We start from the raw sequence: 21874 nt of genomic DNA, 5'->3' as shown, positions 1-21874 counted from the left end.
CGGTCCGGTACGTATGGAAGTCATTCTTGCTTTTTGGTTTTCCTTACCATAAAGTAAGGAATCAGGAGGTGTCACTATGACAGCAGCAACTATTACTTCAAAGGGGCAGGTCACGATCCCGGTGGACGTGCGTAATCAGCTTGGCTTGGAGGCCGGCGACCGGATCGAATTTAGCTTCAATGAGACGACAGGCCGGTACGAGGTCTATCCAGCGACGCGCTCGCTCGTGGAGCTCAAGGGCGTTGTGAAGAAGCCCGAGAAACCGGTGTCGATTGACGACATGAATCAGGCCATCGCCGAGCAGGGGGCGTCAGCGCGATGATCGGACTGGATACAAACGTGCTAGTTCGCTACTTCGCGCAAGACGATGAAGTTCAGTCGAAGAAGGCGACGGCACTGATGGAGTCCCTGTCGCCCGAGCGGCCGGGATATGTTTCGCAGGTCGCATTAATCGAGGTCGTCTGGGTACTTGGGCGCTGCTACGGTGTCGAACGAGAGCAGATGAAGGACATCGTCGAATCAATGATCGGGACCAAAGAACTGGTCGTCGAAAGTGCTGACACGGTACGTAAGGCACTTCGCGTTTTCGCATCTTCAAAGGCGGATTTCGCGGACTGCCTGATCGAGCGTTCCGGGCATGTAGCCGAGTGCGAGTACACGGCTACTTTCGACGTGTCTGCCTCGAAGGTCGCGGGGATGCAGTTGATCAAGTAATCGTACCGATCACTCATACACGACGAGTAGTTCGGATGCTGCCGAGAACGCTGCCGACTTCCCGCGCTCGCCGGATCTGGGGCTTCGTCGCGGCTGCTTTTTAGTGTTTTTTTAGTGTTCGACTGGGGTAAGGGAAGTTCGATTTTTGGGGGCGGAGCGTAAAGCCTTACTGGCATTGCCTCGGGACACAGCCATGATTCAAAGTTATATGAATCGTGAAGTCTGGGGTGTTGGGTTGGGGCGCTGGAATCTGTCGAAGCCCCGGCTGGCAAGGGCCTTCGACAGGGGGAGCCGCCGATGTTTACCGGGCGCCTGTTCGTGCCGCGATTTTTAGTGTCTTTTTAGTGTTCGTCGAGAGGCGCGGCGAATCCGGAGTTTGGCTGGCCGGTCGAATCGGACAGGGACACGAGCGTTGTTTGACTGCGGTCATGCATCACGCCGAGCGTGTGATGCGCGTTGATAGACGGATGAGTTTGCAAGCTAGCGCGACCGACGTGTGGTGCGCGTGTGGATGCGGAAGTTTGGCAGCTTTTTCGTAGAAACTTCAGGGGGCGAGTTAGGACGTGTGCGGTTGTGCAGTGAAAGACGGGCGCGACGCGCTCCGCCGAAGTGGTCCATTTCGAGGCAGGATCCGGCGGAATGAAGGGGAACATAGTAAGGGCCAGGTTCTCCTTCATTTCGGGACTTAGGCGGAGCCTCCGCGTGCGAGGCATCGTGTCCGAAGGGCATTGAGCGCCCCCGCCGTGGCGATCGAAAAACGCTGCAGCCACCGTCTCGGCGCCCCTGTAATTCTGGCGCGGGCGACGACGTGTCGGTGGGCGGGTTCATTGGGCATTGCGTCGCACGCGGGCCTGGAGGTTCTTCGATCTGGGCGGGGCGACTGGAGGGGCGGCTTTGTCTCTGGCGGTGCCGAAGCTCAATTGCGCGCGCACATTTAGCGCGGTGACAGGCGAGGGCCTCGGCGGGCCGGTGGCTCAATTCTCTCCGCCCTGCGGAGAGAATTGAGCTGGACCCATCTGAGGATGTTGATGTACGTCGACGACCCGCTCAAGCGCGACTTCTACATCGAACTCTGTCGCCTGGAGCGCTGGTCGTCGCGGCAGTTGCAGGAGCGGATGAACTCCCGTTATGCGGCCGGCCTGCGCACCAACCGGCTGGTCGGCACGACGGTCGGTGGCATCTGTCGCCACGGTCGCGATCTACCGCGTGCCGGTCCATTTCACATCGGCTTCGCAGCCGCTTCCATTGTCTGAATCGAGTGCGCCGCGGTTCACGCGGTACACGATCCAGAGTCGCGGGCTCAGCGCCGACTGCAGCCGGCTCGTCGTCACGCCCTTCAGGCGATTCTTGACCGGCTGACAAAAGCGATCCCTGGACAGCCCCCGAGCGCTTTCGAATTCGTGCCGAACCCGAGCGAGTCCAGCGCGTACTGGCCCTGACCGTCGGCGCTCTCGAGCAGGTTTGTCGCGGTGCGCGGCACGTGCGCCGACTTGCTGCATACCCCCTCCATTTTTGATCAAATCCCGAATTGTGGTAAATGGAAAACATTGCGCTGTCTTTTCAGTAGGGTGTACCCCCACAAAATCCGGAAATTTTCGGGAATTTCCCGTTCTTCTTCTGACGAGGAAGAGTGCGGTTGTGTTTGACAAATCCCGTAATTGGGGATTACAGTAAAAACACCTTAGCCAAACCCGTCGAGCAGCCGCATGAACATCCCACAGTTGGGCAGCGATACCGAAGCAAGAAGCGGGGCGAGCGTCGTGCTCACCACGGCGCGCGACGCCGGTGTCGACGTCTGTTTTGCCAATCCAGGCACGACCGAGATGCCGTTCGTCGGTGCGCTCGACACCGTGGCGGGCGTGCGCTCGATCCTTGGGCTGTTCGAGGGCGTGTGCACGGGCGCCGCGGACGGCTATGGCCGCATGACCGGCAAGCCCGCGATGACGCTGCTGCATCTCGGCCCCGGCCACGCGAACGGCATTGCCAACCTGCACAATGCGCGCCGCGCCCGCACGCCGATCCTGAACATCGTCGGCGATCACACGCGCGAGCATCTGAAGTACGACGCACCGCTGACGTCGGACATCGAATCGCTCGCCCGTCCGGTGTCGGTGTGGTATCGCAGCGTGGCGCGCGACGCCGATCTCGCGACGGATACGGCCGACGCGATTTCCGCCGCGATGGGCACGCGGCGTGGCGTCGCGACGCTCGTGCTTCCAGTCGATCTCCAATCGGCCCGGGTGCGCAGTGCGGCGTGGCCCGCCATCGTGCGCCCGGCCGCGGTGACGTTCGATGCCGCTCGGGTCGAACAGGTGGCCGACCTGCTGCTCAGCGGTCATCGCGCTGTCCTGCTGATGGGCGCCCGCGCGCTGTCGGCGCGTGGGCAGCGGGCGGCAGCACGCATCGCGGCGGCCACCGGTGCGACCTGCTTCAGCGAGACTTTTCCTGCGCGGGCGGAGCGCGGCGGCGGTCTGCCGGACATCGACCGCCTGCCTTATTTCCCCGAACCGGCGCTCGCCGCGCTGGCCGGTCGGCGCGTGGTGCTCGCCGGCGCGCTCGCGCCCGTCACTTACTTCGGCTACGAGGGCATTCCGGGCGAACTCGCGCGGCCCGAGGACATCGTGACGCTGGCAACACCAGGCGATGCGGCGGACGACGCGCTGGAGGCGCTGGCCGATCGCATCGGCGCGGCAACGAACGACGATGGGGTGCCTATCGAACGCTGGCGCGTGGAGGACGGGCCGCTGACGCCGCAGACCGTCGGGCGCGTGCTGGCGAATGCGCTGCCCGATGACGCGATCGTGTCGATCGAGGGCGGCACGTGCGGTTATCCGTTCGTGACCGCGTCGGCGCGCGCGCGCCGTCACACGATCCTCACGAACACGGGTGGCGCGATCGGCCAGGGCTTGCCGGTGGCGCTCGGCGCCGCCGTCGCGTGCCCTGAGCGCCGCGTGTTCGCGCTGCAGTCCGACGGCAGCGCGCAGTACACGATCCAGTCATTGTGGACGATGGCGCGCGAGCGTCTGCCGATCGTCATGCTGATCGCCTCGAACCGGCGCTACGGCATCCTGCAGACCGAGCTCGCACGCGGCGGCCTGCCGGCCGACACGCCGCACGCGAGCCGCCTGACCCTGCTCGACGATCCGCCGATCGACTGGCTCGCGCTGTCGCGCGGCTACGGCGTACCGGCCGAGCGCGCGAATACCGTGCAGGCGATGTCCCAGGCGCTCGACGTCGCGCTCGCGCACTCCGACGGGCCGAGGCTCATCGAAATGTGCCTGCCCTGATCGCGCTACCCGCTGACTTCTTCAATCCCGACTCTGATCTTTCATCGTTATGGACCTGCAACTCCACGGAAAAGCCGCATTCATCACCGGCGGCAGCATGGGCATCGGCAAGGCGGTCGCGCTCGAACTGGCCCGCGAAGGCGTCAACGTCGCCATTGCCGCGCGACGCCTCGAACACCTCGAGGCCGCCGCCGCCGAGATTCGCGCGACGCTCGCGCCGCTGGGCGACGCGGCCGGCGCGATCCTGCCCGTCACGCTCGACACGACCGACATGGCGTCCATCGAAGCAGCGATGGCGGCGAGCGTCGAACGTTTCGGCCGGCTCGACATCCTGCTGAACGGCGCTGCGCATCCGGGCGGCCTCGTGCGCGCGGAGCTGGAGCACGCGGATCCGCAGGGGCTGCTCCAGGACATCGACATCAAGGTCGTCGGCTACCTGCGTTGCGCGAAGGCGGCCGCACCCTACATGCGGCGCCATGGTTTCGGCCGGATCGTCAATATCGGCGGGCTCACCGGCCGCGGCAGCAAGCAGTTGTCCGGCATGCGCAACGTCGCGATCGTGCACCTGACCAAGACGCTTTCCGACCAGCTCGGCCCGTTCGGCATCACGGTCAACACGATTCACCCGGGCGTCGTCGAGACGCCGCACATTCACGAGCTCTACGAGAAGGAAGCGCAGAAGCAGGGGCTGACGGCCGCGGAGGTCGAGGCCAACTACGTGAAGGTCACGCCGATCCGGCGCGTGCTGCAGCCGGAAGAAATGGGATGGATCGTGGCGTTTCTCGCATCACCGAAGTCCGGCTCGATCACCGGCGAGTCGATCGGCTGCGACGGTGGGCTTACGCGCGGCATTTTTCTCTGACACAAGGAGCATCGCATGACCGCAACCGTACTGGTCGCCACCGCGGGACAAGGCATCCTGCGCTCGAACGACGACGGCAAGACCTGGCATCGCCTCGGGCTGGACGAGCCCATCGAGTTCGACGGCATCGTGCGCGCGCTCGCGGTGGACCCCGCGACGCCGTCGCGCGTGTATGCCGGCGCCGATTCGGGGCTGTGCATCAGCGAGGATGGCGGCGCGCACTGGTTTCGCCCCGAGAACCTGCTGAACGGGCAGACAGTCTGGTCCATCGCGATCGATCCTGCGAATCCGGCCGTGCTGTATGCGGGCACCGGCGCGCCGTCGCGTGCCGCGCTTTACAAGTCGAGCGACGCGGGGCTGACCTGGGCGCGAACGGCTCCCGAGTTTCCGGAGTTCTGTTCAGGCGTCAATCGTCCGCGGCTGCTGACGATCTGCGTGGACCCGGAAGACAGCCGCAACGTGTGGTACGGCGTGGAGGAAGGCGGCGCATGGCGCAGCCGCGACGCCGGTGCGACCTGGACGCGCGTGGACGGCCCTGGCACGGCGATCCGCAACAGCGACATTCATGCGATCGCCGTGCTGCCCGCCGGGCCGCACCAGCCGAAGACGACGGTGTTGCTGACGGTGAACGCGGTGCACGTGAGCGACGACGACGGCCTGACCTGGGACGGCAAGCTGTCGCGCGACCGCTTCGACGGGCTGTACTACACGCGCACGGTCGTCCCGCTGGCGGCGCCCGGCGGCGACCTGCTGATGGCGATCGGCGACGGCACGCCGGGCACGCGCAGCCGTATCTACCGCTCGCCCGATCGCGGCCGTGCATGGCACGAGACGGATCTGCACACGCCGCCGAATTCGACGTTCTGGGCATTCGGCGTCCATGCGGCGCGGCCCGGGCTCGTCTATGCGGGGACCAAGTACGGGCACCTGTTCCGTTCGCACGACGGCGGCCGGAGCTGGACCAAGGAATGGCGCGATTTCAGCGAGATCACGGCCGTGGCGTGGACGCCGTTCGAAGCGCCGCTCGTCGCCCACGCGCAGTCGACGCATTGAGCGGAGCGAGCGATGACCCAGCCTGACCTCCAGCAACGGGCGGAGCACGCGAACGAAAGCGGGCTGCCGCTGCCGGTACCGCGTGTGCAGCGCACGCACCTGTCGCTGTTCGTGCGCGATCCGGTGCGCTCGAGCATCTGGTACGCCGACGTGCTCGGCATGACGGAAACCGCTCGCGGCGAGCAGTGGGTGTTCATGTCGTTCGGCCAGAAACACCATGACATCGCGCTGATTCGCGCGGCGTCCGATGCGGAACTCGGCACGATCGGCCTGCAGCACTACGGCCTCGAAATCGCGGGCGGCCTGACCGAGCTGCGCCGGCTGTACGGGATGCTGATCCGTCGCGACGTGCCGATCGTGAAGATCACCGATCACAAGGTCGGAATCGGCGTGTATTTTTCGGACCCGGACGGCAACCGGCTCGAATTCTTTTGCGAAACCGTCACGGACGACGAGGAAGGCAAGCGCGTGCTGCACCGGTACAACGCGCCCAGCGATCCCTTTCAGCTCGAGCCGCTGTTCGACTGACGTGCCTGCCGTCCATTCCGACACCATCGATACTTTATAGAGGATTACTGATGAGCAAGATCGCCAATTTCGAGGGCTTTCATATCCGCAAGTGGTATACGCAGATCGAGGATTCGCTCGCGAACGAGACCGGGCAGCTCGCGGACGGCGAGCCGCTGCGCAAGATCGTGATCGCCGCGGCCGTGCACAACCCGTATGCGGGGCGGTACAGCGAAAATCTTGACGATCTCGTTCGCCCGTCGCCGGCGCTCGGGCAGGAATTCGCGCGACGCATCGAGTCGCTCGCCGACGGCCGCGCGATCGAGAGCTACGGCAAGGCGTGCCTGGTCGGCTCGGCGGGCGAATACGAACACGGCAACGCGTTCCTCACGTCGATCTTCGCGGAGCCGATCCGTGCGGCATTGGGCGGCGGCAAATCGTGGGTGCCGTCGAGCGGCAAGCGCGGCCCAATCAACACGGTGATCGACGTACCGCTCGCGCACAAGGATGCGCTCTACGTGCGCTCGCACTACGACACGGTGACGTGCCTGTTTCCCGACGCGCCCAACGACGACGAAGTGCTGGTGATCTTCGCGTTCGCGACGCGCGGCCGCCTGCATGCGCGGCTCGGCGGGCTGAAGGCGAGCGAGATCGTCGGCCGCGACGGCCTGGTCTGAAAGCAGGGGCTGCCGGAGAGCGAATGATGAATACGGTGTCCGTCAAGGATGGATGGATCGAGAGCGACGGGTTGCGGCTGCACTACGTGAGCTGGGGTCGCGACGATGCGCCGGCCGTGGTGATGCTGCACGGCTTGCGCAGCTACGCGCGGACGTGGGAGCCCGTTGCCGACGCGCTGGCCGACCGTTACCGGGTCGTCGCGCTCGATCAGCGCGGGCGCGGGCTGAGCGACTGGGATCCGCGGCGGGACTATTACGCGGCGGCCTACGTGCGCGATCTCGATGCGCTGGTACGCGCGCTCGACCTGCGACGATTCGTGCTGGCCGGGCATTCGATGGGCGGCGCCAATGCGTTCGTCTACGCGGCATCGAATCCGGACCGGCTTGCCGGTCTCGTGATCGAGGACATGGGCCCGGGCGCGTCGGCCGGCTCGCAAGGTTCCGAGCGCATCAAGCGCGAGCTGAAGGAAACGCCGGACGCGTTCGCGTCGTGGGACGACGCGCGCGCATTCTGGCGGCATCAGCGGCCGAACATCGCGGAATCCGCGCTCGATTCGCGCGTCGCGCACTCGCTGAAGGAGGACGCGCACGGACGGATCGTGTGGCGGCACGACGCCGCCGGGATCGCGGCGGCCCGCCTGGCCGCGACGCCGGAGCAGCTCGTCCATCTGTGGCCGCTGGTTCTCAACCTGCAGGTGCCGACGCTGCTGTTGCGCGGCGGCGAATCGGATTTCCTGGCCGCGGAAGTGGCGGCCGAAATGGCGGCCAGCGCCGGCATCGACTGGCTCGATATTCCGGGCGCGACGCACTACGTGCATGACGATCAGCCCGCCGCGTTCAACCACGCATTGCGCACCTGGCTCGATCGTCTCGACGATCCGGCATGGCGGACGGGAGCCGACGCATGAAGGCGAACAATCCGGAGCGGACATCGGTCGCGATCGTCGGCGCCGGGCCGAACGGCGTGGCGATGGCGAATCTGCTCGGCCTCTACGGCATCGCGACGGTGATCGTCGAGAAGGCGGCGGACGTCGTCGAATTTCCGCGCGCGGTCGGCATCGACGACGAAGCGTTGCGGATGTTTCAGACAGCGGGGCTCGCCGACGAACTGAGCCGCGACATCATCCAGAACGTGCCGCTGCGCATGTTCAAGGCGAACGGTGAATGCTTTGCCGATATCCGCCCGTCGATCCGCGAATTCGGCTGGTGGCGGCGCAACATCTTCATGCAGCAACTGGCCGAACGAACGCTGCGTGCCGGGCTGGCCCGCTATCCGCACGTGTCGCTGCGAACCAGCGAGGAGGTGGTGGATGTGGAACAGGACGATGGAGGCGTCACGTTGCAGGTGCGCCGCGCGGACGGCCGGCAGTATGCGCTCCAGGCCGACTACGTGGTCGCGGCCGACGGCGGACGCAGTCCGATGCGCGAGCTGCTCGGCGTCACGCTCGCCGGCACGACGCATCCGATCAAGTGGGTCGTGGTCGATGTGAAGAACGCCGGCCTCGACCAGCCTTGCACGGCGCTGAACTGCGACCCGCGCCGCCCGAACGTCTGCATCTATTTGCCGTTCGATTTCCGGCGCTGGGAGTTTCTCGTGTTCCCGCACGAGGACGAAGCGGCGATCGCCCAGCCCGACTCGATTCGCGCGCTGATCGCGCCGTACGTCGACGACATCGATCGCGTCGAGATCGTGCGCGCGCGAACCTACACGCACCATTCGCGGGTGGCCGAGCGTTTCGTTGTCGGTCGCGTGGCGTTCGTCGGCGATGCCGCGCACCTCAGCCCGCCGTGGATCGGCCAGGGCCTGAACGCGGGCCTGCGCGACGTGGGCAACCTCGCGTGGAAGCTGGCGGGCATCGTCCGTGGCGCATTGCATCCCGGCGTGATCTCGACGTACGAATCCGAGCGGCGCGATCACGCGAAGGCGATGATCGACCTCGCGGACACCTTCGGCGCGATGCTGATGCCGACCAACCGGCTCGTCGCGTTTGTGCGCGATCGCGTTCTCGGGCTGGTCCGCTTTGCGCCGGGACTGAAGGACTACATCCTGCAGATGCGGTTCAAGCCGATGCCGAGCTACACGCGCGGCATCGTGCTGCCCGGCGGATCGGATGCGGTCGGCAGGATGATCGTGCAGCCCGATGTCGAAACGGCCGATGGCGTGCGCCGCAAACTCGACGATGTGCTGGGGCCGTGGTTCTCGATCGTCGGCTGGCAGTGCGATCCGCAAGCGTGCCTGAGCGACGACGATCGCGCGTACTGGACGTCGCTCGGCGCGGCGTTCGTGCAGGTGAGCCGTTCGCGCAGCGGGACGAGTCGCGCCCGGCGCGTGACCAGCGTGCATGGCAGCGCCTGCGTCGAGGACGTCGACAACGCGCTGGCGGCGTGGTTCGACCGGCATGCCGGCCCGCTCGTGGTGGTGCGCCCCGATCGCTACGTGGCGGCGCAGACGGACGCCGTGGGGATGGCCCGCGCGACCGCGGCCTTTCAGGCGTTCGCGCCACGACAACGGGAGGAATTGCATGTTTGTTGAACAACGTACCTATACGCTGGTGCCGGGCGGCGTCGCCGAATATCTGCGGCTGTATGCGGAATGCGGACGCGCCGCGCAGGAGCGGGTGCTCGGCACGATGATCGGCTGTTTCGCGACGGAAGTCGGGCCGCTGAACCAGCTCGTCTATCTGTGGGCATTCGATTCGCTCGACACGCGTGCGCGGCGGCGTGCCGCGCTGATGGCCGATCCCGAGTTCGGGATTTTTCGCGGCAAGGTCCGGCATCTGCTCGTCAGGCAGGAAAACCAGATTCTCCGGCAGGAAATCGGCGGCTTGCTGCATGCGCCGCAACAGGCGGCGTGAAGCGGCCGTCGCGCCGTCCGCGCCAACCGCGCACTTTCAACCGAGGGTTCCGTCTTGATTCCGTTTACGCCGCTGACTTCGCGCATGGTGCCTGATGCGTGCGTCGATTACCCGCCGCTTCGTCTGTATGTCGACGGACGGTTCCTGCCGGCCGACGGCCGGCGCACGCAGCCCGTCTTCGATCCGGGCAACGGCCGCGTGCTCGGCGACCTGCCGCATGCGACGCGGGCCGATATCGACGCCGCCGTGCATGCCGCGCATCGTGCGTTCGCGACATGGCGCCGCGAGTCGCCGCTCGTGCGCTCGGACATCCTGCGGCGCGCCGCCTCGCTCGTGCGCGAGCGCGCCGAGTCCATCGGCCGCCATATCACGATGGACCAGGGCAAGCCGCTTCGCGAGGCGGTCGCGGAGGTCATGTCGTCCGCGGAACAGCTCGAATGGCACGCGGAGGAGGGGCGTCGCACCTACGGCCGCGTCGTGCCGGCGCGTTCGCCGGATGTGATGCAGACGGTGTTGCGGGAGCCGATCGGCGTGTGCGCGGCGTTTTCGCCGTGGAATTTTCCGTTCAGCCAGGCGATGCACAAGATCGCGGCCGCGCTTGCGTCGGGGTGCACGCTGGTGCTGAAAGGGCCCGAGGAATCGCCGAGTGCGCTCGTCGCGCTCGCGCACCTCTTCCACGATGCGGGGTTGCCGCCGGGCTGCCTGAACATCGTGTGGGGTGTGCCGGGCGACGTGTCGACGCAACTGATCGAGGCGCCGCAGGTGCGCAAGATCTCGTTCACCGGTTCGGTGCCGGTCGGCAAGCGGCTGGCGGCGCTCGCCGCGGCGCACATGAAGCGCATGACGATGGAGCTGGGCGGACACGCGCCGGTGATCGTCTGCGCGGATGCCGAGATCGAGCGCGCCGCGGCGATGCTGGCCGCGTACAAGTTTCGCAATGCCGGGCAGGTGTGCGTGTCGCCGACGCGGTTCTTCGTGCAACGCGCGGTGTTCGATCGCTTCGTTGTCGCGTATCTGGAAGCGGTCGGCAAGATCCGCGTCGGCTACGGACTGGAGGAGGGTGTCACGATGGGGCCGCTCGCGCATGCGCGGCGCGTGTCGGAGATCGACGCGTTCGTTGCCGACGCGAAGGCGAACGGCGCGGCGATCGTCGCGGGCGGCACGCGTTTGCCGGGGGCCGGCCATTACTTCGCGCCGACGGTCGTCGTGGCACCGCCGCGCGAGGCGCGCCTGATGAATGACGAGCCGTTCGGCCCGATCGTCGGGATCGTGCCGTTCGATGCACTCGACGATGCGCTCGCCGAAGCCAATCGATTGCCGTTCGGCCTGGCGTCGTATGCATTCACGACATCGGCACGCAACGCGCACCGGATTGGCAGCGCGCTCGAGGCCGGCATGGTCAACATCAATCACTTCGGCATGGGGCCGGCGGAGATCCCGTTCGGCGGCGTGAAGGACAGCGGCTTCGGCAGCGAGGGAGGCACCGAGACCTTCGACGGTTATCTGGTCACCAAATTCATCACGCAACTGAACTGACGGTGCGCGCGCCGGCACCCGCGCGCGACATCGCGCCAGCCTTCAGGTGGCTTCGCCGATCTGCGCGGTGGCGTCGATCAGCAGCTTGCCGAGCACGTGCTCGTCGAACAGCGCGAAGTGCTCGGCGCGAAACACCAGCGACAGGCTGCTGTTGATCTCGCCGCTGCTGGCGGTGCGGATCGGGGCGGCGATGCCGACGAAACCGGCATCGAGTTCGCCGCGCGAGATCCAGTAGCCGGTCTCGACGATCTGCTGGCAGTGCCGCCAGAACTGTGTCCAGTCGGCCGCGAACTCGCCGAACGCGGCGTTGTGCCGTTCGTGCAGCCGTTTCAGGCGCGCGCGCGACATCGCGGCAACGATCACTTTCGACGATGCGCCCTGGAACAGCGGCATGATGCGGCCGCGGCCGAAACCGAGCTGCAGGTTCTCGGCACCGGTTTCGTGCATGACGTTGATGATCTGTTCGTCGAACAGCGTCGACACGAGCGCATCGCCGCCGGTGACCTGGACCAGTTTCTGGATGACGGGCTTCGCGGCGGTGAGCGTCGGGTCCGACTGCCGCATGTTGTAGTCGAGATGGATGATGCGCGGGCCCAGCGTATAGCGGCCGTTGGTGCCGACGAGCAGGCCGACGGAAGCCAGTTCCTTCACGTAGCGATAACACGTGGTGCGTGAAAAGCCCATGTGTTCGGCGATTTCCTCGGCGGTCATCGACGTCGCGGACGAAGAGAAGACGTCGAGGATGGACAGCATTTTGGTGAGGCTCGACATGACGTGATCCGGAAATCAGGCGGCTTGCGGCAATGGAACGGGAGAATCGGAAACGGCTCGCGCCGCGGTCGCGGGTGACGCGACACATCGGCGACGGCAGGGCCGTAGTCTAACTTAAGTCGTGGCGGCGGCAACCGGACCCGCATCAAGGAAGGCGCGTGACACATGCCGCTGATCGTCCTGTGATCGCGTCGCATCGAATCAATATGGAATCCTATGTTGACGATGCAGATAACGCAACCCGACACGGCCTGCGTGCGATCCGGTTCGCGGACGCGATGCATGAATATTCGATGAGGAGAAGAAGATGGGAACGTGGTTGAAGATGGTGGCGCTGTGCGGCTGCGGTGCGGTTTCGCCGGTGTTCGCGCAGTCGAGCGTGACGCTCTACGGTTCGCTCGACACCGGCATCACCTATACGAGCGACGTCGCTTCCGCGCCGCGCGGCGGCCGCCAGCTCGCGCTCCAGGCGGGCGTGTCGCGCAACGACGTGTGGGGCCTGACGGGCAGGGAAGACCTCGGCAGCGGCAACTTCGCGGTATTCCGGCTCGAAAGCCAGTTCCAGACATCGGACGGCACGTTGACCGTGCCGGGCTCCGCGTTCAGTTCGCAAGCGTACGTCGGGCTCGGCGGCGACTGGGGCACCGTGACGCTCGGGCGGCAGTTCGATTTCGTCGGCGATCTCATGCCGTCGTTCGCGATCGGCGCGAACACGCCGGCCGGGCTGCTCGCGTGGGGCTTGCCGGCGAACGCGTCGGCGGGCGGCGCGCTCGACAACCGCGTGTGGGGTGTGCAGGTGAACAACGCGGTGAAGTACGTGAGTCCGACGTTCGGCGGTGTCGCGTTCGGCGGCATGTGGGGGTTCGGCAACGTGCCCGGCGCGGTCGCGCGCAGCAGCGTGCAAAGCGCGATGCTGTCCTACACGCAAGGCGCGTTCAGCGCAGCGCTCGCCTATTTCGGCCAGCACGACGTGGCTGCCGGCGGCAATCTGCGCGACTTCTCGGGCGGGGCCGGCTACAACGTCGGGCCGTTCCGCGTCTTCGGCATGGTGTCGGACGTACGGATCAGCGCTGCCGCGCCGTTGCGCGCCACTACCTACGACGCCGGGTTGACCTATTCGGTCACGCCCTCGTTGCAGCTCGGCGGCGGTTTCCAGTACCAGCAGCGCGGCGGGGACATCGGCTCGGCCAACCAGATCACGCTGAGCGCCGATTATTCGCTGTCGAAGCGCACGGGGCTGTACGCGGTGTTCGCGCGCGGGCACGACAGTGCTTACGGTGCCCAGGTCGAGGCCGCGCTCGGCGCAGCGGCGGCAGGCGCGTCGCAGACCGCGGTGCGCGTCGGGGTGCGGCATCAGTTCTGACCGCACGGGAAAGCACGGGTTGCCGCGTGCGGCAACCCGGCCCGCGGGTCGCCGCGCTCAGAACCGATGCATCATCCCGATCCGCAGCGCCAGCTGGTTGCGGCCCGACGACTGCCCGGCCGTGCCGAGCACGTGCGCATAGTCGAAGTCGGTACCGGTGTTGCCGGTTGCATGCTGGTAGGCAGCCTGGAGGTAGGTCGAGGTCCGCTTGCTGAGGTCGTAGTCGAGCATCATCGACAGCTGGTGCCAGCTCGGCGATGCGTCGCCGGCCGTCGTGGCGACATGCGCATGCGTGAATGCATAGGCGGCACCGAGCCAGAAGTCAGGCCGGAAGAAATACTGGCCGTTGACCTCGAAGTTGTCGAATTTCCACGCGTTCTGCGTGCCTGCCGCAGGCGGGTTCGCGAAGTAGAGATTCGATTCGGGGTTGGTCACGTCGACGTGCGAATACGCGGCGGAGAGCGTGAACTTGTCGCTGAACTTGTATGACGCGCCGGCATCGATGTTCTGCTGCGAGCGGCCGCTGAATACCGTGTCGTCGCTCGACAGCGCGCCGCCCGCGGTCGCGCCGCCGTTGTTTGCCTTCAGGTAGGCGACGGCGGCGGAGAACGCGCCCATCTGGTACTGCACGGCCGCGCTGTAGACGCGGTTTCGCGCGAAGCCGCCCGCCTGGTTCGAGAGGCCGTAGAGCACTTCGCCCTTGAAGCCGGCATACGCGGGCGACACGTATTTGACGCTGTTCTGGATGCGGTAGTCCCAGTCGGCGTTGTCGTTGTCGTACGGGTGCGCGCCGAAGTCGCCGAGCCAGTTTCCGGTGGCCGTGAACGGGCTCCACATGTCGAGCGTGGGGTCGTACTGGCGGCCGAGCGTGAGCGTGCCGAACCGGTCGGAATCGAGTCCGACATAAGCCTGCCTGCCGAACATCCGGGACGTCACGCCGAGCGCGCCCGTACTCGCGTTGAAGCCGTTTTCGAGCTGGAACAGCGCCCTCAGGCCGCCGCCGAGGTCTTCGGTACCTTTCAAGCCCCAGTTGCTGCCGACGGTATCGCCGCTGATCATCTGGTAAGCCGTGCTGCCGCCCGCGTTGCTCGTGAAATTGATGCCTTCGTCGATCAGGCCGTACAGCGTCACGGTGCTTTGCGCGTGGGCCGGCAGGCCGAAACCCATGGCGCTCGCGGCCGATACGGCCGCCATCATCTTCTTCATCGTCGATCTCCAGGTGTGGGCGGCCCGCGCGTGGCGACACGGTTTCCGACGGCGTGCGTCAGCACCGGACGCGTGCAGCGGGTCCGTTTATCGTTAGTTAAACGAAATATGAATCGGGAAGAAAATCGGTCCGCCGCGATCGAGCGGACCGAATACGGCGCCTCGCCGGGCGCGAGGTTCCGCGTAGCGGAGCTACAGCATCCGCCGCAGCACGTCGTTTTCCGGGTTGCGGTCGAAGAAGCGGTGCTTCAGCGCGCCGAGCACATGCAGCACGATGAGCGCGAGCAACGTGTAGGCGAGCGTCCGGTGCAGCCACTGAAACGCCTCGAACCAGTGGTCGTTCTTCGGCAGCAGCTCGGGTACGCGGAAAAAGAAGAACGGCACGCCGTCGCTCTGCGTGAAAGTACTGGACATCGAATAACCCATCAACGGCACGACGATCGCCAGCGCGTACAGCAGGTAGTGGCCGATCTTGGCGAGCTTGCGGTCGAGCGTCGGCAGGGTGGCAGGCAGCGGCGGCAACGGCTTCATGGACCGAATCGCCAGTTGCGTGACGACCACCAGCAGCGTGAGCACGCCGAACTCCTTGTGCGTCGGGTAGTACCAGTCGAACTTGGCCGGCAGGTTGTCGTCGAGCCGGACCATCGTCCAGCCGGTCCAGAGCTGCGCGCCGATCAGGATCGCCCTGACCCAGTGCAGCAGCCGAAGCGCGAGCGGGTATTTCTCCACGGTGAATGCAATGGCCTGGTGTTCCATTTGATTTGTCTTCCTTTGAAGCGACACTGCGACAGGCGGGATGCCGATCGTCAACGTCTCGCGCCGATCTTCGTCGAACCGAGGCCGGATGGCGATGTGCACGAACCTTCGACGAGAGGCCCGTGCGCCAGGCTATTTCGCGCGCTCAGGCGATCGCCGGCGAATCCGCGCAGCATTCCTGCAGTGCTTCGCGCAGCGTCACCGCGATGAAGTCGGCTTCGTCCTGCCGCAGCGTCAACGGCGGCGACATCACGACCTTGTTCGCGATCGCCCGTACCAGGACGCCGCGCCTGCGCGCGGCATCGGCCACGCGGGCGGCGAACCCCTGTCCCGGATCGAGCGGCGTGCGGCTGGCCTTGTCGGTCACCAGATCGAGCGCCAGCATCAGTCCCTTGCCGCGGACATCGCCGACCGTCTCGAAGTCGGCCTTCAGCGGCAGCAATTGCTCGAGCAGGCGCTGGCCGACCCGCGCCGCATTACCGGGCAGATCCTCGGCCTCGACGATGTCGAGCACGGCAAGCGACGCCGCGCAAGCGAGCGGATGCCCGCTGTACGTATAGCCGTGCATGACCACGTGCGAGAAGCCCGCACCATGTTCGATCGCGTCGGCGATCCGGCCGTTGTACAGTGTCGCGCCGAGCGGCACGTAGCCGGCGGAAATGCCCTTGGCGACGCACAGGATGTCGGCGGCGACGCCCCAGCCGCGGCTGCCGAGCAGGCTGCCGGTGCGGCCGAAGCCGGTGACCACCTCGTCGGCGATCAGCAGGATGCCGTTGCGGTCGCATACGGCCCGCACGCGCGGCCAGTAATCGGCCGGCGGGACGATCAGGCCGCCGGCGCCCTGCACCGGTTCGGCGACGAACGCGGCAATGGTCTGCGGGCCGTGAAACGCGATCGTTTCCTCGAGCTGCCGGATGCAGTGCTCGACGAGCTGTTGCGGATCGTCGCAGTTCCACGGATTGCGGTAGAGCCACGGCGTGTCGAGCAGCACGCAGCCGGGCAGCAGCGGGCCGTGATTGTAATGGTAGACGCCGTTGCCGCCGATCGACGTGCCGCCCATGTGTACGCCGTGATAGCCGTTGCGCAGCGACAGGAATTTCGTGCGCGACGGCTCGCCTGCGGCGACCCAGTACTGACGCGCCATCTTGAGCGCGGTCTCGATCGCGTCGGACCCGCCGCTGCCGAACATCACCCGTTGCATGTCCTCCTGCGCGAACATGGCGCACAGGCGGTCGGCCAGGTCGTAGACGCGCGGATGGGCGACGCCGTCGAAGGTCTGGTAGTAAGACAGCTCGTCCATCTGCCGCGCGATCGCGCTTTTCACTTCCGGCCGGTTGTGGCCGACGTTGACGTTCCACAGTCCGCCGACGCCGTCGAGCATGCGGTGGCCGTCGACGTCGTACACGTAGTTGCCGTCGCCGCGCGCGATGACGACGGTGGGGGTCGTATGGCCGGCGGCGGCCGAGCTCATCGGATGCCAGAATCGTTTTTGACGCTTTTGATAGTCCATGGTGTCTCTCGTCTCTCTTACGAAGTGCTTGAACAGAGGGGTGCGACGTGGTGTGCGCCGCGGGTCACAGGGCTGCGGTGACGATCTTTTCCTCGAGGTATGCATCGAGCGCGGCCTTCGACAGGTCGCGCCCGATCCCGCTTTGCTTGGTGCCGCCCCACGGCAGGCGTGCGTCGATCGGGCTCCATGCATTGATTGCGACCGCGCCGACGTCGAGCCGCTCGGCGACGCGGTGCGCGGTGTCGACATCCTGTGTCCACACCGAGGCGGAGAGGCCGAACGGCGTGTCGTTGGCGATGCGAACGGCCTCGTCCTCGGTCTCGAACGGCATGACCATGCCGACCGGGCCGAACACTTCGTCGCGGGCGATTCGCATGCCTGGATGGACACCGCCCAGGATCGTCGGTCGCATGAAGCAGCCGCGCGGCGGCACCTGTTCGTCGCCGACGAGCATGACCGCCCCTTCGGCGAGCGCGCCGTCGACGAGCGCACGGACGCGCGCGAGGTGACGCGGGTTGATCAGCGCGCCCATCTGCACGCCGGGCTCCGACGGCGGACCGACACGGATGGCCCGGGCCGCCTCGGCAAGCCGCTCTTCGAGTGCGTGCGCGATCGAGCGGTGCGCGAGCACGCGCGAGCCGGCCGCGCACGTCTGGCCCTGGTTCGCGAACATGCCGGCCATCAGCGACGGAATCGCACGATCGAGATCGGCATCCGCGAACACGATCTGCGCGGCCTTGCCGCCGAGTTCGAGCGTGACGCGCTTGAAGGTCTTCGCTGCCGCGGTCGCGATCGCGCGGCCGACTTCGGTGCTGCCGGTGAAGCTGATCTTGTTCACGAGCGGGTGCGCGACCAGCGCGGCGCCGACTTCCGCGCCCACGCCGTGAACGATGTTGACGACCCCGGCGGGCAGGCCGGCTTCGCAGACGAGTTCGCCGAGCCGGGCGACGGCCAGCGGCGTGTCCTCCGACGGTTTGATGACCACGGGGCAGCCGGCCGCGAGCGCCGGCGCGAGTTTCCACACGGCGATCATCAACGGCGCGTTCCACGGAATGATCAGACCGGCGACGCCCACCGGTGCACGCCGCGTGTAGCTGAGCGTCGGTCGGCCCATGAAGCCGTCGGTCGGAATCGTGCGGCCCTCGAGCTTGTCCGCCCAGCCGGCGAAATAGCGCAGCGTGTCGATGCACATCGGGAGGTCCATCATGCGCATCTCGGCAAGCGGGCGTCCCTGTTCGACGGCCAGCAATTCCGTCAGCGCATTGCCGTTGCGCTCGACCAGATCCGCGAGCCGAAGGAGCCAGCGGGCGCGGGCCGAGCCGCCGGCGCGGGCCCACGCGTCGTCGTGCAGCGCGGCGTGCGCGGCACGCACCGCGCGATCGACGTCCTCGGCGGTCGATGCGGGCACGGCGGCGACGTAGTCGCCGGTTGCCGGCGCCAGCTTTTCGAAAGTGCGGCCGGTCGCTGCATCGCAATGCCTGCCGCCGATCAGATTCTGAATTTTCATCATGGTGTCCATGTTTCACAGGGGCGAATCGTCGGGCTGAACGGGGCGGCGGCGAGGGCGGCTGCCACCGTGCTGCGGCGACGTCGCTTTCACTGTATGTCGATGAAATCGCGCGCCTTGTCCGCTATCGGCAATCGTTGCTGTGCGATCGGGATAGGGAATACCCGTGCCGGCGCGACGCATTGCGAGTCGCGTCGGCAGCGGGAAATGCCCGGGGAGGGCGTAACGGGACGACGGGGCGGCGCGGCACCGTCCGGGCCGCGGCTACGGGCCAGCGGCTACTGGGCGGCGCGCCCGAGTTCGCGGTACAGGTCGGGATCGCTGCGCTTCAGCCGCAGCGCGGCGCGGATGCCGAGCGCGCCGACGGCGACGAGGAAATACGGAAACATCGCGACGAAGGTCGAATCCGATCCGCTCAGCACGGACAGGTTGCGCACGACCAGCACGAGGCATGCACCGAGCGCGATCACGCTGACGAGCGGCGCGATCAGGCGGTGCACGACGCTGGCGTCCCGGCGATCGCGCGCGAAGAATGCGATTACCGAGGCCGCCACCAGGATCTGCACCGCGATGATGCCGATCGTGGCCAGCGCACTCATCCACGAGAACACGACCGCGAACGGATCGAGGCGGAACACCGCTGACCCGACGATGGCCGCGAGCGCGATCAGCGTCTGCACCTTGCCGGCGACGTCCGGGCAACGATGCACGGGGCACGTATGACCGAGCTTGCGCCACAGTACGCGTTCGCGGCCCATCGCGTAGAAATAGCGCGTGATCGTGTTGTGGAACGACAGGATGGCCGCGAAGAGGCTCGTGACGAGCAGCACGTTCATCGCGTCCGTCGCGATGCCGCCGAGCAGCCGGCCGCTGACGGCAAACCACAGATTGGCCGGATCGCGGCCCGCCTGTGCGGCGATCTGCCCCTCGCCCCACGCCTCGACGATCGCCCACGACGACAGCGCGTAGAACGCCATGATGAGGATCACGGCCAGGTAGGTGGCCCGCGGAATCGTACGTTTCGGGTCGCGCGCCTCCTCGGAGAAGATCGCCGTCGCCTCGAAGCCCATGTACGAGCCGAGCACGAACACGAGCGCGGTGCCGAGCCCGGGTGCGAACACCAGCGCGGGGCTGAACGGTTTCGCGCTGAAGCCGCCGGTGCTCGCGCCGTGCACGACGATCGCGAGATCGAGCAGCATCACGATCGCGATCTCGCCGATCATCAGCATGCCGAGCAGCCGGCCGCTGAACTCGATGCGTCGCGCGCCGCAGACGTGGACCGCGACGACGCACGCGAGCGCGAACGCCCACCACGGCACGTCGACGCCGTAGTGCCGCTGGATGCTGTCGTTCAGGAAAAAGCCGAACATGCAGTAGATCGCGATCTGCACGGCGTTGTACGCGACGATCGCGACGAACGCGCCGCCCACGCCGGCGGGGCGTCCGAGCCCGTTCGCGATATACGCATAGAACGCGCCCGCATTGGAGATGTGCCGGCTCATCGCGGCATAGCCGATGCTGAAGATCAGGTACATGACGCCCGCCAGCACGAATACGCCGGGCACGCCGGGGCCGTTGCCGAGCGAGAATGCCGCGGGCGTCGCGCCGACCATCGCGGTGAGCGGCGCGGCCGCGGCGACGACGAAGAAAACGATGTGTGAAAGTCCGACGGCGTTCTTGCTGAGCCCCGCTTCGGACCGGGGTGACGATTCGTTCATGAGTAGTCCCGCTGGCCGGATCGTCCGTCAGGAATCGACACCGGCATGCCTGATCGATATTCCCGTGCCGCGCGCCGATCCTGACGAGCCGGCAAGGGATGCCGACGGCCGACCACCGACGACGACACAGGTGTGCGCTTGGACGGCCGCTCGATGCGGTGAAGCGCACACAAGCAGGCCGACGACAAAAATTTACGGTGCCTAAATCACGCGCGTTGTCCGTTATCGGCAATCCGCATGCGCGGGGGCGGCAGGGGATTACCCGGATGCGCCGTCACCATGCGTCGTTCGCGGGCTCAGCTCAGGCGCGGCGTGTGTGACGGCAGCTCGTGGAAATGCTGCTGGTAGTACGCGGAGAAGCGCCCGAAGTGGCAAAAGCCGAATTGCGCCGCCGCGTCGCCGATCCGCATCGTCTCGGGCGTCGTCATCAGGAAGCGCCGCACGGCGTTCAGCCGGATCGAGCGGAGATAGGCGGTCGGCGTCGTGCCGACTACGTTCTGGAAACTGTATTGCAGCGTGCGGCGGCTGATTCTGAGGTGGTGACAGAGATCGATCACCGTCGGCACGTCGTCGCATTCGAGCGCGATTTCCTGGCTGCGGCGAACGATGTAGCTTTGCGTCGAGGCCGACGGCAGCGCGCCGGCATCGGCATCGTCGGACTGCACGAGGTCGAGCAGGATGCCGACGACACTGTGCGCGAGCACGCGTTCGTCGAATGCATCGCGTGCGGTGAGCGAACCGCTGTCGAGCGCCTGGCAAAGCACGCGCTCGAGCCCGTCCAGCGCATGGCCGTAGCGTGCGGGCGAGATCGGCAGCACCGGCTGCTTCAGGATGCGGGCAGGCAGGTTCGCGAGTTCGTCCAGTTCGCGATCGGCCGTGAGCGTGCGATCGATCGTGAAGGCGAGCACCTCGGTGTCGCACGGCAGATGCGCGACGAACTCCTCGCCGCCGCGCAGCGTCAGCAGGCTCGGGCGCTCGACGGTGCGCCCCTGGACCACGGGCGCGACCGCGCTGACGATCGGCAGCGCGAAGCAGAGCCGGTCGCGCGGCGCGAGGCCGTGCTGCATCACGCGCTGATTGATGCGTTCGCGAAAGACGTGGAAACGCTGGCCGGCGACCTGGCGCAGCGTGGTCGTTGCGGTGCCGGGACTGATCTGGTCGTAGTGCTGCGACCAGTTCACGATCGCCTGGGAATGGAGGAACACATCCGAGAAGCACAGTGTTTCAGCGTGCAGATTCATGGCGTGGCTGATGCATACCGTCTGAAATTCGATGCCGGCCGAGGCCGACGCAGGTTGCCCGGGCGCGGGCAGCGCGCGATGCGCGCGGTTCGCCTGGATTCGCCCGGATGGATGGCTTCCGAAGATGCCGTGCCATGCGGCCGGTCCCGCCGACGATCATATCCAGAAAAAAACAACGGGTGACGCGATCGAAAATCCCGTTGACGCTCGCGGCCGTTTGTTTTTGTAAATCTCATTATATGAGATTTAATTTATTTTTATGATGGGGGTTTACGTGCGATATGGCGCGATACCTTGCAGTGTAGGCGAAA

The 21874-nt window shown here is 66.4% G+C and carries 19 protein-coding genes and 1 pseudogene; 13 read left to right on the top strand and 7 right to left on the bottom strand.

Translation table 11 applies throughout. From position 1 onward, the window contains the following. Positions 1 to 76: 76 nt before the first annotated feature. The 12 genes and pseudogenes from VK92_RS10775 to VK92_RS10720 all read left to right on the top strand — a co-directional run bounded on the left by VK92_RS10775 (position 77) and on the right by VK92_RS10720 (position 11491). On the top strand, positions 77 to 322 hold the full coding sequence (locus VK92_RS10775) for an AbrB/MazE/SpoVT family DNA-binding domain-containing protein (RefSeq protein ID WP_048027902.1): 246 nt from the start codon (positions 77 to 79) through the stop codon (positions 320 to 322). After that, positions 319 to 714, top strand: a complete 396-nt coding sequence (locus VK92_RS10770; RefSeq protein WP_044847222.1) for a PIN domain-containing protein — start codon at positions 319 to 321, stop codon at positions 712 to 714. Before VK92_RS10775 ends, VK92_RS10770 begins: the two co-directional genes overlap by 4 nt. Positions 715 to 1691: 977 nt before the next feature. Then, a pseudogene (locus tag VK92_RS43470) lies at positions 1692 to 1839 on the top strand (DUF1016 N-terminal domain-containing protein); the annotation flags it as partial. 581 nt (positions 1840 to 2420) lie between these two features. Then, positions 2421 to 4001 (top strand): acetolactate synthase large subunit, encoded by a 1581-nt coding sequence (locus VK92_RS10760; protein ID WP_048027899.1) that lies wholly within the window; start codon positions 2421 to 2423, stop codon positions 3999 to 4001. A gap of 49 nt (positions 4002 to 4050) precedes the next feature. Then, positions 4051 to 4863: an SDR family NAD(P)-dependent oxidoreductase gene (locus VK92_RS10755; protein ID WP_021157760.1), complete on the top strand. Its 813-nt coding sequence runs from the start codon at positions 4051 to 4053 to the stop codon at positions 4861 to 4863. 15 nt (positions 4864 to 4878) lie between these two features. Further along, a complete protein-coding gene (locus VK92_RS10750; protein WP_048027898.1) occupies positions 4879 to 5916 on the top strand; it encodes a WD40/YVTN/BNR-like repeat-containing protein in 1038 nt (345 codons plus the stop codon). Between the two features lie 12 nt (positions 5917 to 5928). Continuing rightward, positions 5929 to 6444: a VOC family protein gene (locus VK92_RS10745; protein WP_048027897.1), complete on the top strand. Its 516-nt coding sequence runs from the start codon at positions 5929 to 5931 to the stop codon at positions 6442 to 6444. A 50-nt stretch (positions 6445 to 6494) separates the two neighbouring features. Further along, positions 6495 to 7100 carry an amino acid synthesis family protein gene (locus VK92_RS10740; RefSeq protein ID WP_048027896.1) on the top strand — a complete coding sequence of 202 codons (606 nt, stop codon included), beginning with the start codon at positions 6495 to 6497 and terminating at the stop codon, positions 7098 to 7100. 26 nt (positions 7101 to 7126) lie between these two features. Beyond that, positions 7127 to 8008, top strand: a complete 882-nt coding sequence (locus tag VK92_RS10735) for an alpha/beta fold hydrolase (RefSeq protein ID WP_048027946.1) — start codon at positions 7127 to 7129, stop codon at positions 8006 to 8008. Next, the gene (locus VK92_RS10730) at positions 8005 to 9633 is read left to right on the top strand and encodes a bifunctional 3-(3-hydroxy-phenyl)propionate/3-hydroxycinnamic acid hydroxylase (RefSeq protein WP_048027944.1); all 1629 of its coding nucleotides are present in this window, start codon (positions 8005 to 8007) and stop codon (positions 9631 to 9633) included. Before VK92_RS10735 ends, VK92_RS10730 begins: the two co-directional genes overlap by 4 nt. Beyond that, complete coding sequence (locus VK92_RS10725) at positions 9623 to 9955, top strand: NIPSNAP family protein (protein WP_021157754.1); 333 nt, start codon at positions 9623 to 9625, stop codon at positions 9953 to 9955. The genes VK92_RS10730 and VK92_RS10725 overlap by 11 nt, the downstream gene beginning before the upstream one ends. An 84-nt stretch (positions 9956 to 10039) precedes the next feature. Next, on the top strand, positions 10040 to 11491 hold the full coding sequence (locus VK92_RS10720) for an NAD-dependent succinate-semialdehyde dehydrogenase (RefSeq protein ID WP_197094490.1): 1452 nt from the start codon (positions 10040 to 10042) through the stop codon (positions 11489 to 11491). A 42-nt stretch (positions 11492 to 11533) separates the two neighbouring features. Here the strand turns inward: VK92_RS10720 and VK92_RS10715 are convergent, their stop codons facing one another. Next, positions 11534 to 12262, bottom strand: coding sequence for an IclR family transcriptional regulator (locus tag VK92_RS10715; RefSeq protein WP_048027892.1), 729 nt, complete (start codon positions 12260 to 12262; stop codon positions 11534 to 11536). 307 nt (positions 12263 to 12569) lie between these two features. Here VK92_RS10715 and VK92_RS10710 point away from each other — a divergent pair, with 307 nt between their 5' ends. Further along, on the top strand, positions 12570 to 13625 hold the full coding sequence (locus tag VK92_RS10710) for a porin (RefSeq protein ID WP_048027891.1): 1056 nt from the start codon (positions 12570 to 12572) through the stop codon (positions 13623 to 13625). A gap of 57 nt (positions 13626 to 13682) precedes the next feature. Here VK92_RS10710 and VK92_RS10705 read toward each other — a convergent pair whose 3' ends face one another. From VK92_RS10705 to VK92_RS10680, 6 genes are all read right to left on the bottom strand, one after another. After that, complete coding sequence (locus VK92_RS10705; protein WP_048027890.1) at positions 13683 to 14831, bottom strand: porin; 1149 nt, start codon at positions 14829 to 14831, stop codon at positions 13683 to 13685. 192 nt (positions 14832 to 15023) lie between these two features. Next, positions 15024 to 15587, bottom strand: a complete 564-nt coding sequence (locus tag VK92_RS10700) for a cytochrome b (protein WP_048027888.1) — start codon at positions 15585 to 15587, stop codon at positions 15024 to 15026. A 145-nt stretch (positions 15588 to 15732) separates the two neighbouring features. Then, on the bottom strand, positions 15733 to 17097 hold the full coding sequence (locus VK92_RS10695; RefSeq protein WP_053077844.1) for an aspartate aminotransferase family protein: 1365 nt from the start codon (positions 17095 to 17097) through the stop codon (positions 15733 to 15735). 64 nt (positions 17098 to 17161) lie between these two features. Then, positions 17162 to 18607: an aldehyde dehydrogenase family protein gene (locus tag VK92_RS10690; protein ID WP_048027942.1), complete on the bottom strand. Its 1446-nt coding sequence runs from the start codon at positions 18605 to 18607 to the stop codon at positions 17162 to 17164. A gap of 275 nt (positions 18608 to 18882) precedes the next feature. Continuing rightward, positions 18883 to 20322 carry an APC family permease gene (locus tag VK92_RS10685; RefSeq protein ID WP_048027885.1) on the bottom strand — a complete coding sequence of 480 codons (1440 nt, stop codon included), beginning with the start codon at positions 20320 to 20322 and terminating at the stop codon, positions 18883 to 18885. Between the two features lie 296 nt (positions 20323 to 20618). Continuing rightward, the gene (locus tag VK92_RS10680) at positions 20619 to 21563 is read right to left on the bottom strand and encodes a helix-turn-helix domain-containing protein (protein ID WP_048027883.1); all 945 of its coding nucleotides are present in this window, start codon (positions 21561 to 21563) and stop codon (positions 20619 to 20621) included. Between the last annotated feature and the right edge of the window lie 311 nt (positions 21564 to 21874).

Origin of the sequence: Burkholderia sp. LK4, assembly GCF_001043615.1 — a bacterium.
GTDB classification, from domain to species: Bacteria; Pseudomonadota; Gammaproteobacteria; order Burkholderiales; family Burkholderiaceae; genus Burkholderia; species Burkholderia cepacia.
The sequence above is the reverse complement of the archived record's forward strand: the minus strand, read 5'-3'. Positions and strand labels throughout refer to the sequence as shown.

Bases quoted from the DNA above. Each gene is read 5' to 3' on its own strand.
- VK92_RS10775 (WP_048027902.1), top strand. From the start codon at position 77: ATGACAGCAGCAACTATTACTTCAAAGGGGCAGGTCACGATCCCGGTG.
- VK92_RS10770 (WP_044847222.1), top strand. From the start codon at position 319: ATGATCGGACTGGATACAAACGTGCTAGTTCGCTACTTCGCGCAAGAC.
- VK92_RS10760 (WP_048027899.1), top strand. From the start codon at position 2,421: ATGAACATCCCACAGTTGGGCAGCGATACCGAAGCAAGAAGCGGGGCG.
- VK92_RS10755 (WP_021157760.1), top strand. From the start codon at position 4,051: ATGGACCTGCAACTCCACGGAAAAGCCGCATTCATCACCGGCGGCAGC.
- VK92_RS10750 (WP_048027898.1), top strand. From the start codon at position 4,879: ATGACCGCAACCGTACTGGTCGCCACCGCGGGACAAGGCATCCTGCGC.
- VK92_RS10745 (WP_048027897.1), top strand. From the start codon at position 5,929: ATGACCCAGCCTGACCTCCAGCAACGGGCGGAGCACGCGAACGAAAGC.
- VK92_RS10740 (WP_048027896.1), top strand. From the start codon at position 6,495: ATGAGCAAGATCGCCAATTTCGAGGGCTTTCATATCCGCAAGTGGTAT.
- VK92_RS10735 (WP_048027946.1), top strand. From the start codon at position 7,127: ATGAATACGGTGTCCGTCAAGGATGGATGGATCGAGAGCGACGGGTTG.
- VK92_RS10730 (WP_048027944.1), top strand. From the start codon at position 8,005: ATGAAGGCGAACAATCCGGAGCGGACATCGGTCGCGATCGTCGGCGCC.
- VK92_RS10725 (WP_021157754.1), top strand. From the start codon at position 9,623: ATGTTTGTTGAACAACGTACCTATACGCTGGTGCCGGGCGGCGTCGCC.
- VK92_RS10720 (WP_197094490.1), top strand. From the start codon at position 10,040: ATGGTGCCTGATGCGTGCGTCGATTACCCGCCGCTTCGTCTGTATGTC.
- VK92_RS10715 (WP_048027892.1), bottom strand. From the start codon at position 12,262: ATGTCGAGCCTCACCAAAATGCTGTCCATCCTCGACGTCTTCTCTTCG.
- VK92_RS10710 (WP_048027891.1), top strand. From the start codon at position 12,570: ATGGGAACGTGGTTGAAGATGGTGGCGCTGTGCGGCTGCGGTGCGGTT.
- VK92_RS10705 (WP_048027890.1), bottom strand. From the start codon at position 14,831: ATGAAGAAGATGATGGCGGCCGTATCGGCCGCGAGCGCCATGGGTTTC.
- VK92_RS10700 (WP_048027888.1), bottom strand. From the start codon at position 15,587: ATGGAACACCAGGCCATTGCATTCACCGTGGAGAAATACCCGCTCGCG.
- VK92_RS10695 (WP_053077844.1), bottom strand. From the start codon at position 17,097: ATGGACTATCAAAAGCGTCAAAAACGATTCTGGCATCCGATGAGCTCG.
- VK92_RS10690 (WP_048027942.1), bottom strand. From the start codon at position 18,607: ATGATGAAAATTCAGAATCTGATCGGCGGCAGGCATTGCGATGCAGCG.
- VK92_RS10685 (WP_048027885.1), bottom strand. From the start codon at position 20,322: ATGAACGAATCGTCACCCCGGTCCGAAGCGGGGCTCAGCAAGAACGCC.
- VK92_RS10680 (WP_048027883.1), bottom strand. From the start codon at position 21,563: ATGAATCTGCACGCTGAAACACTGTGCTTCTCGGATGTGTTCCTCCAT.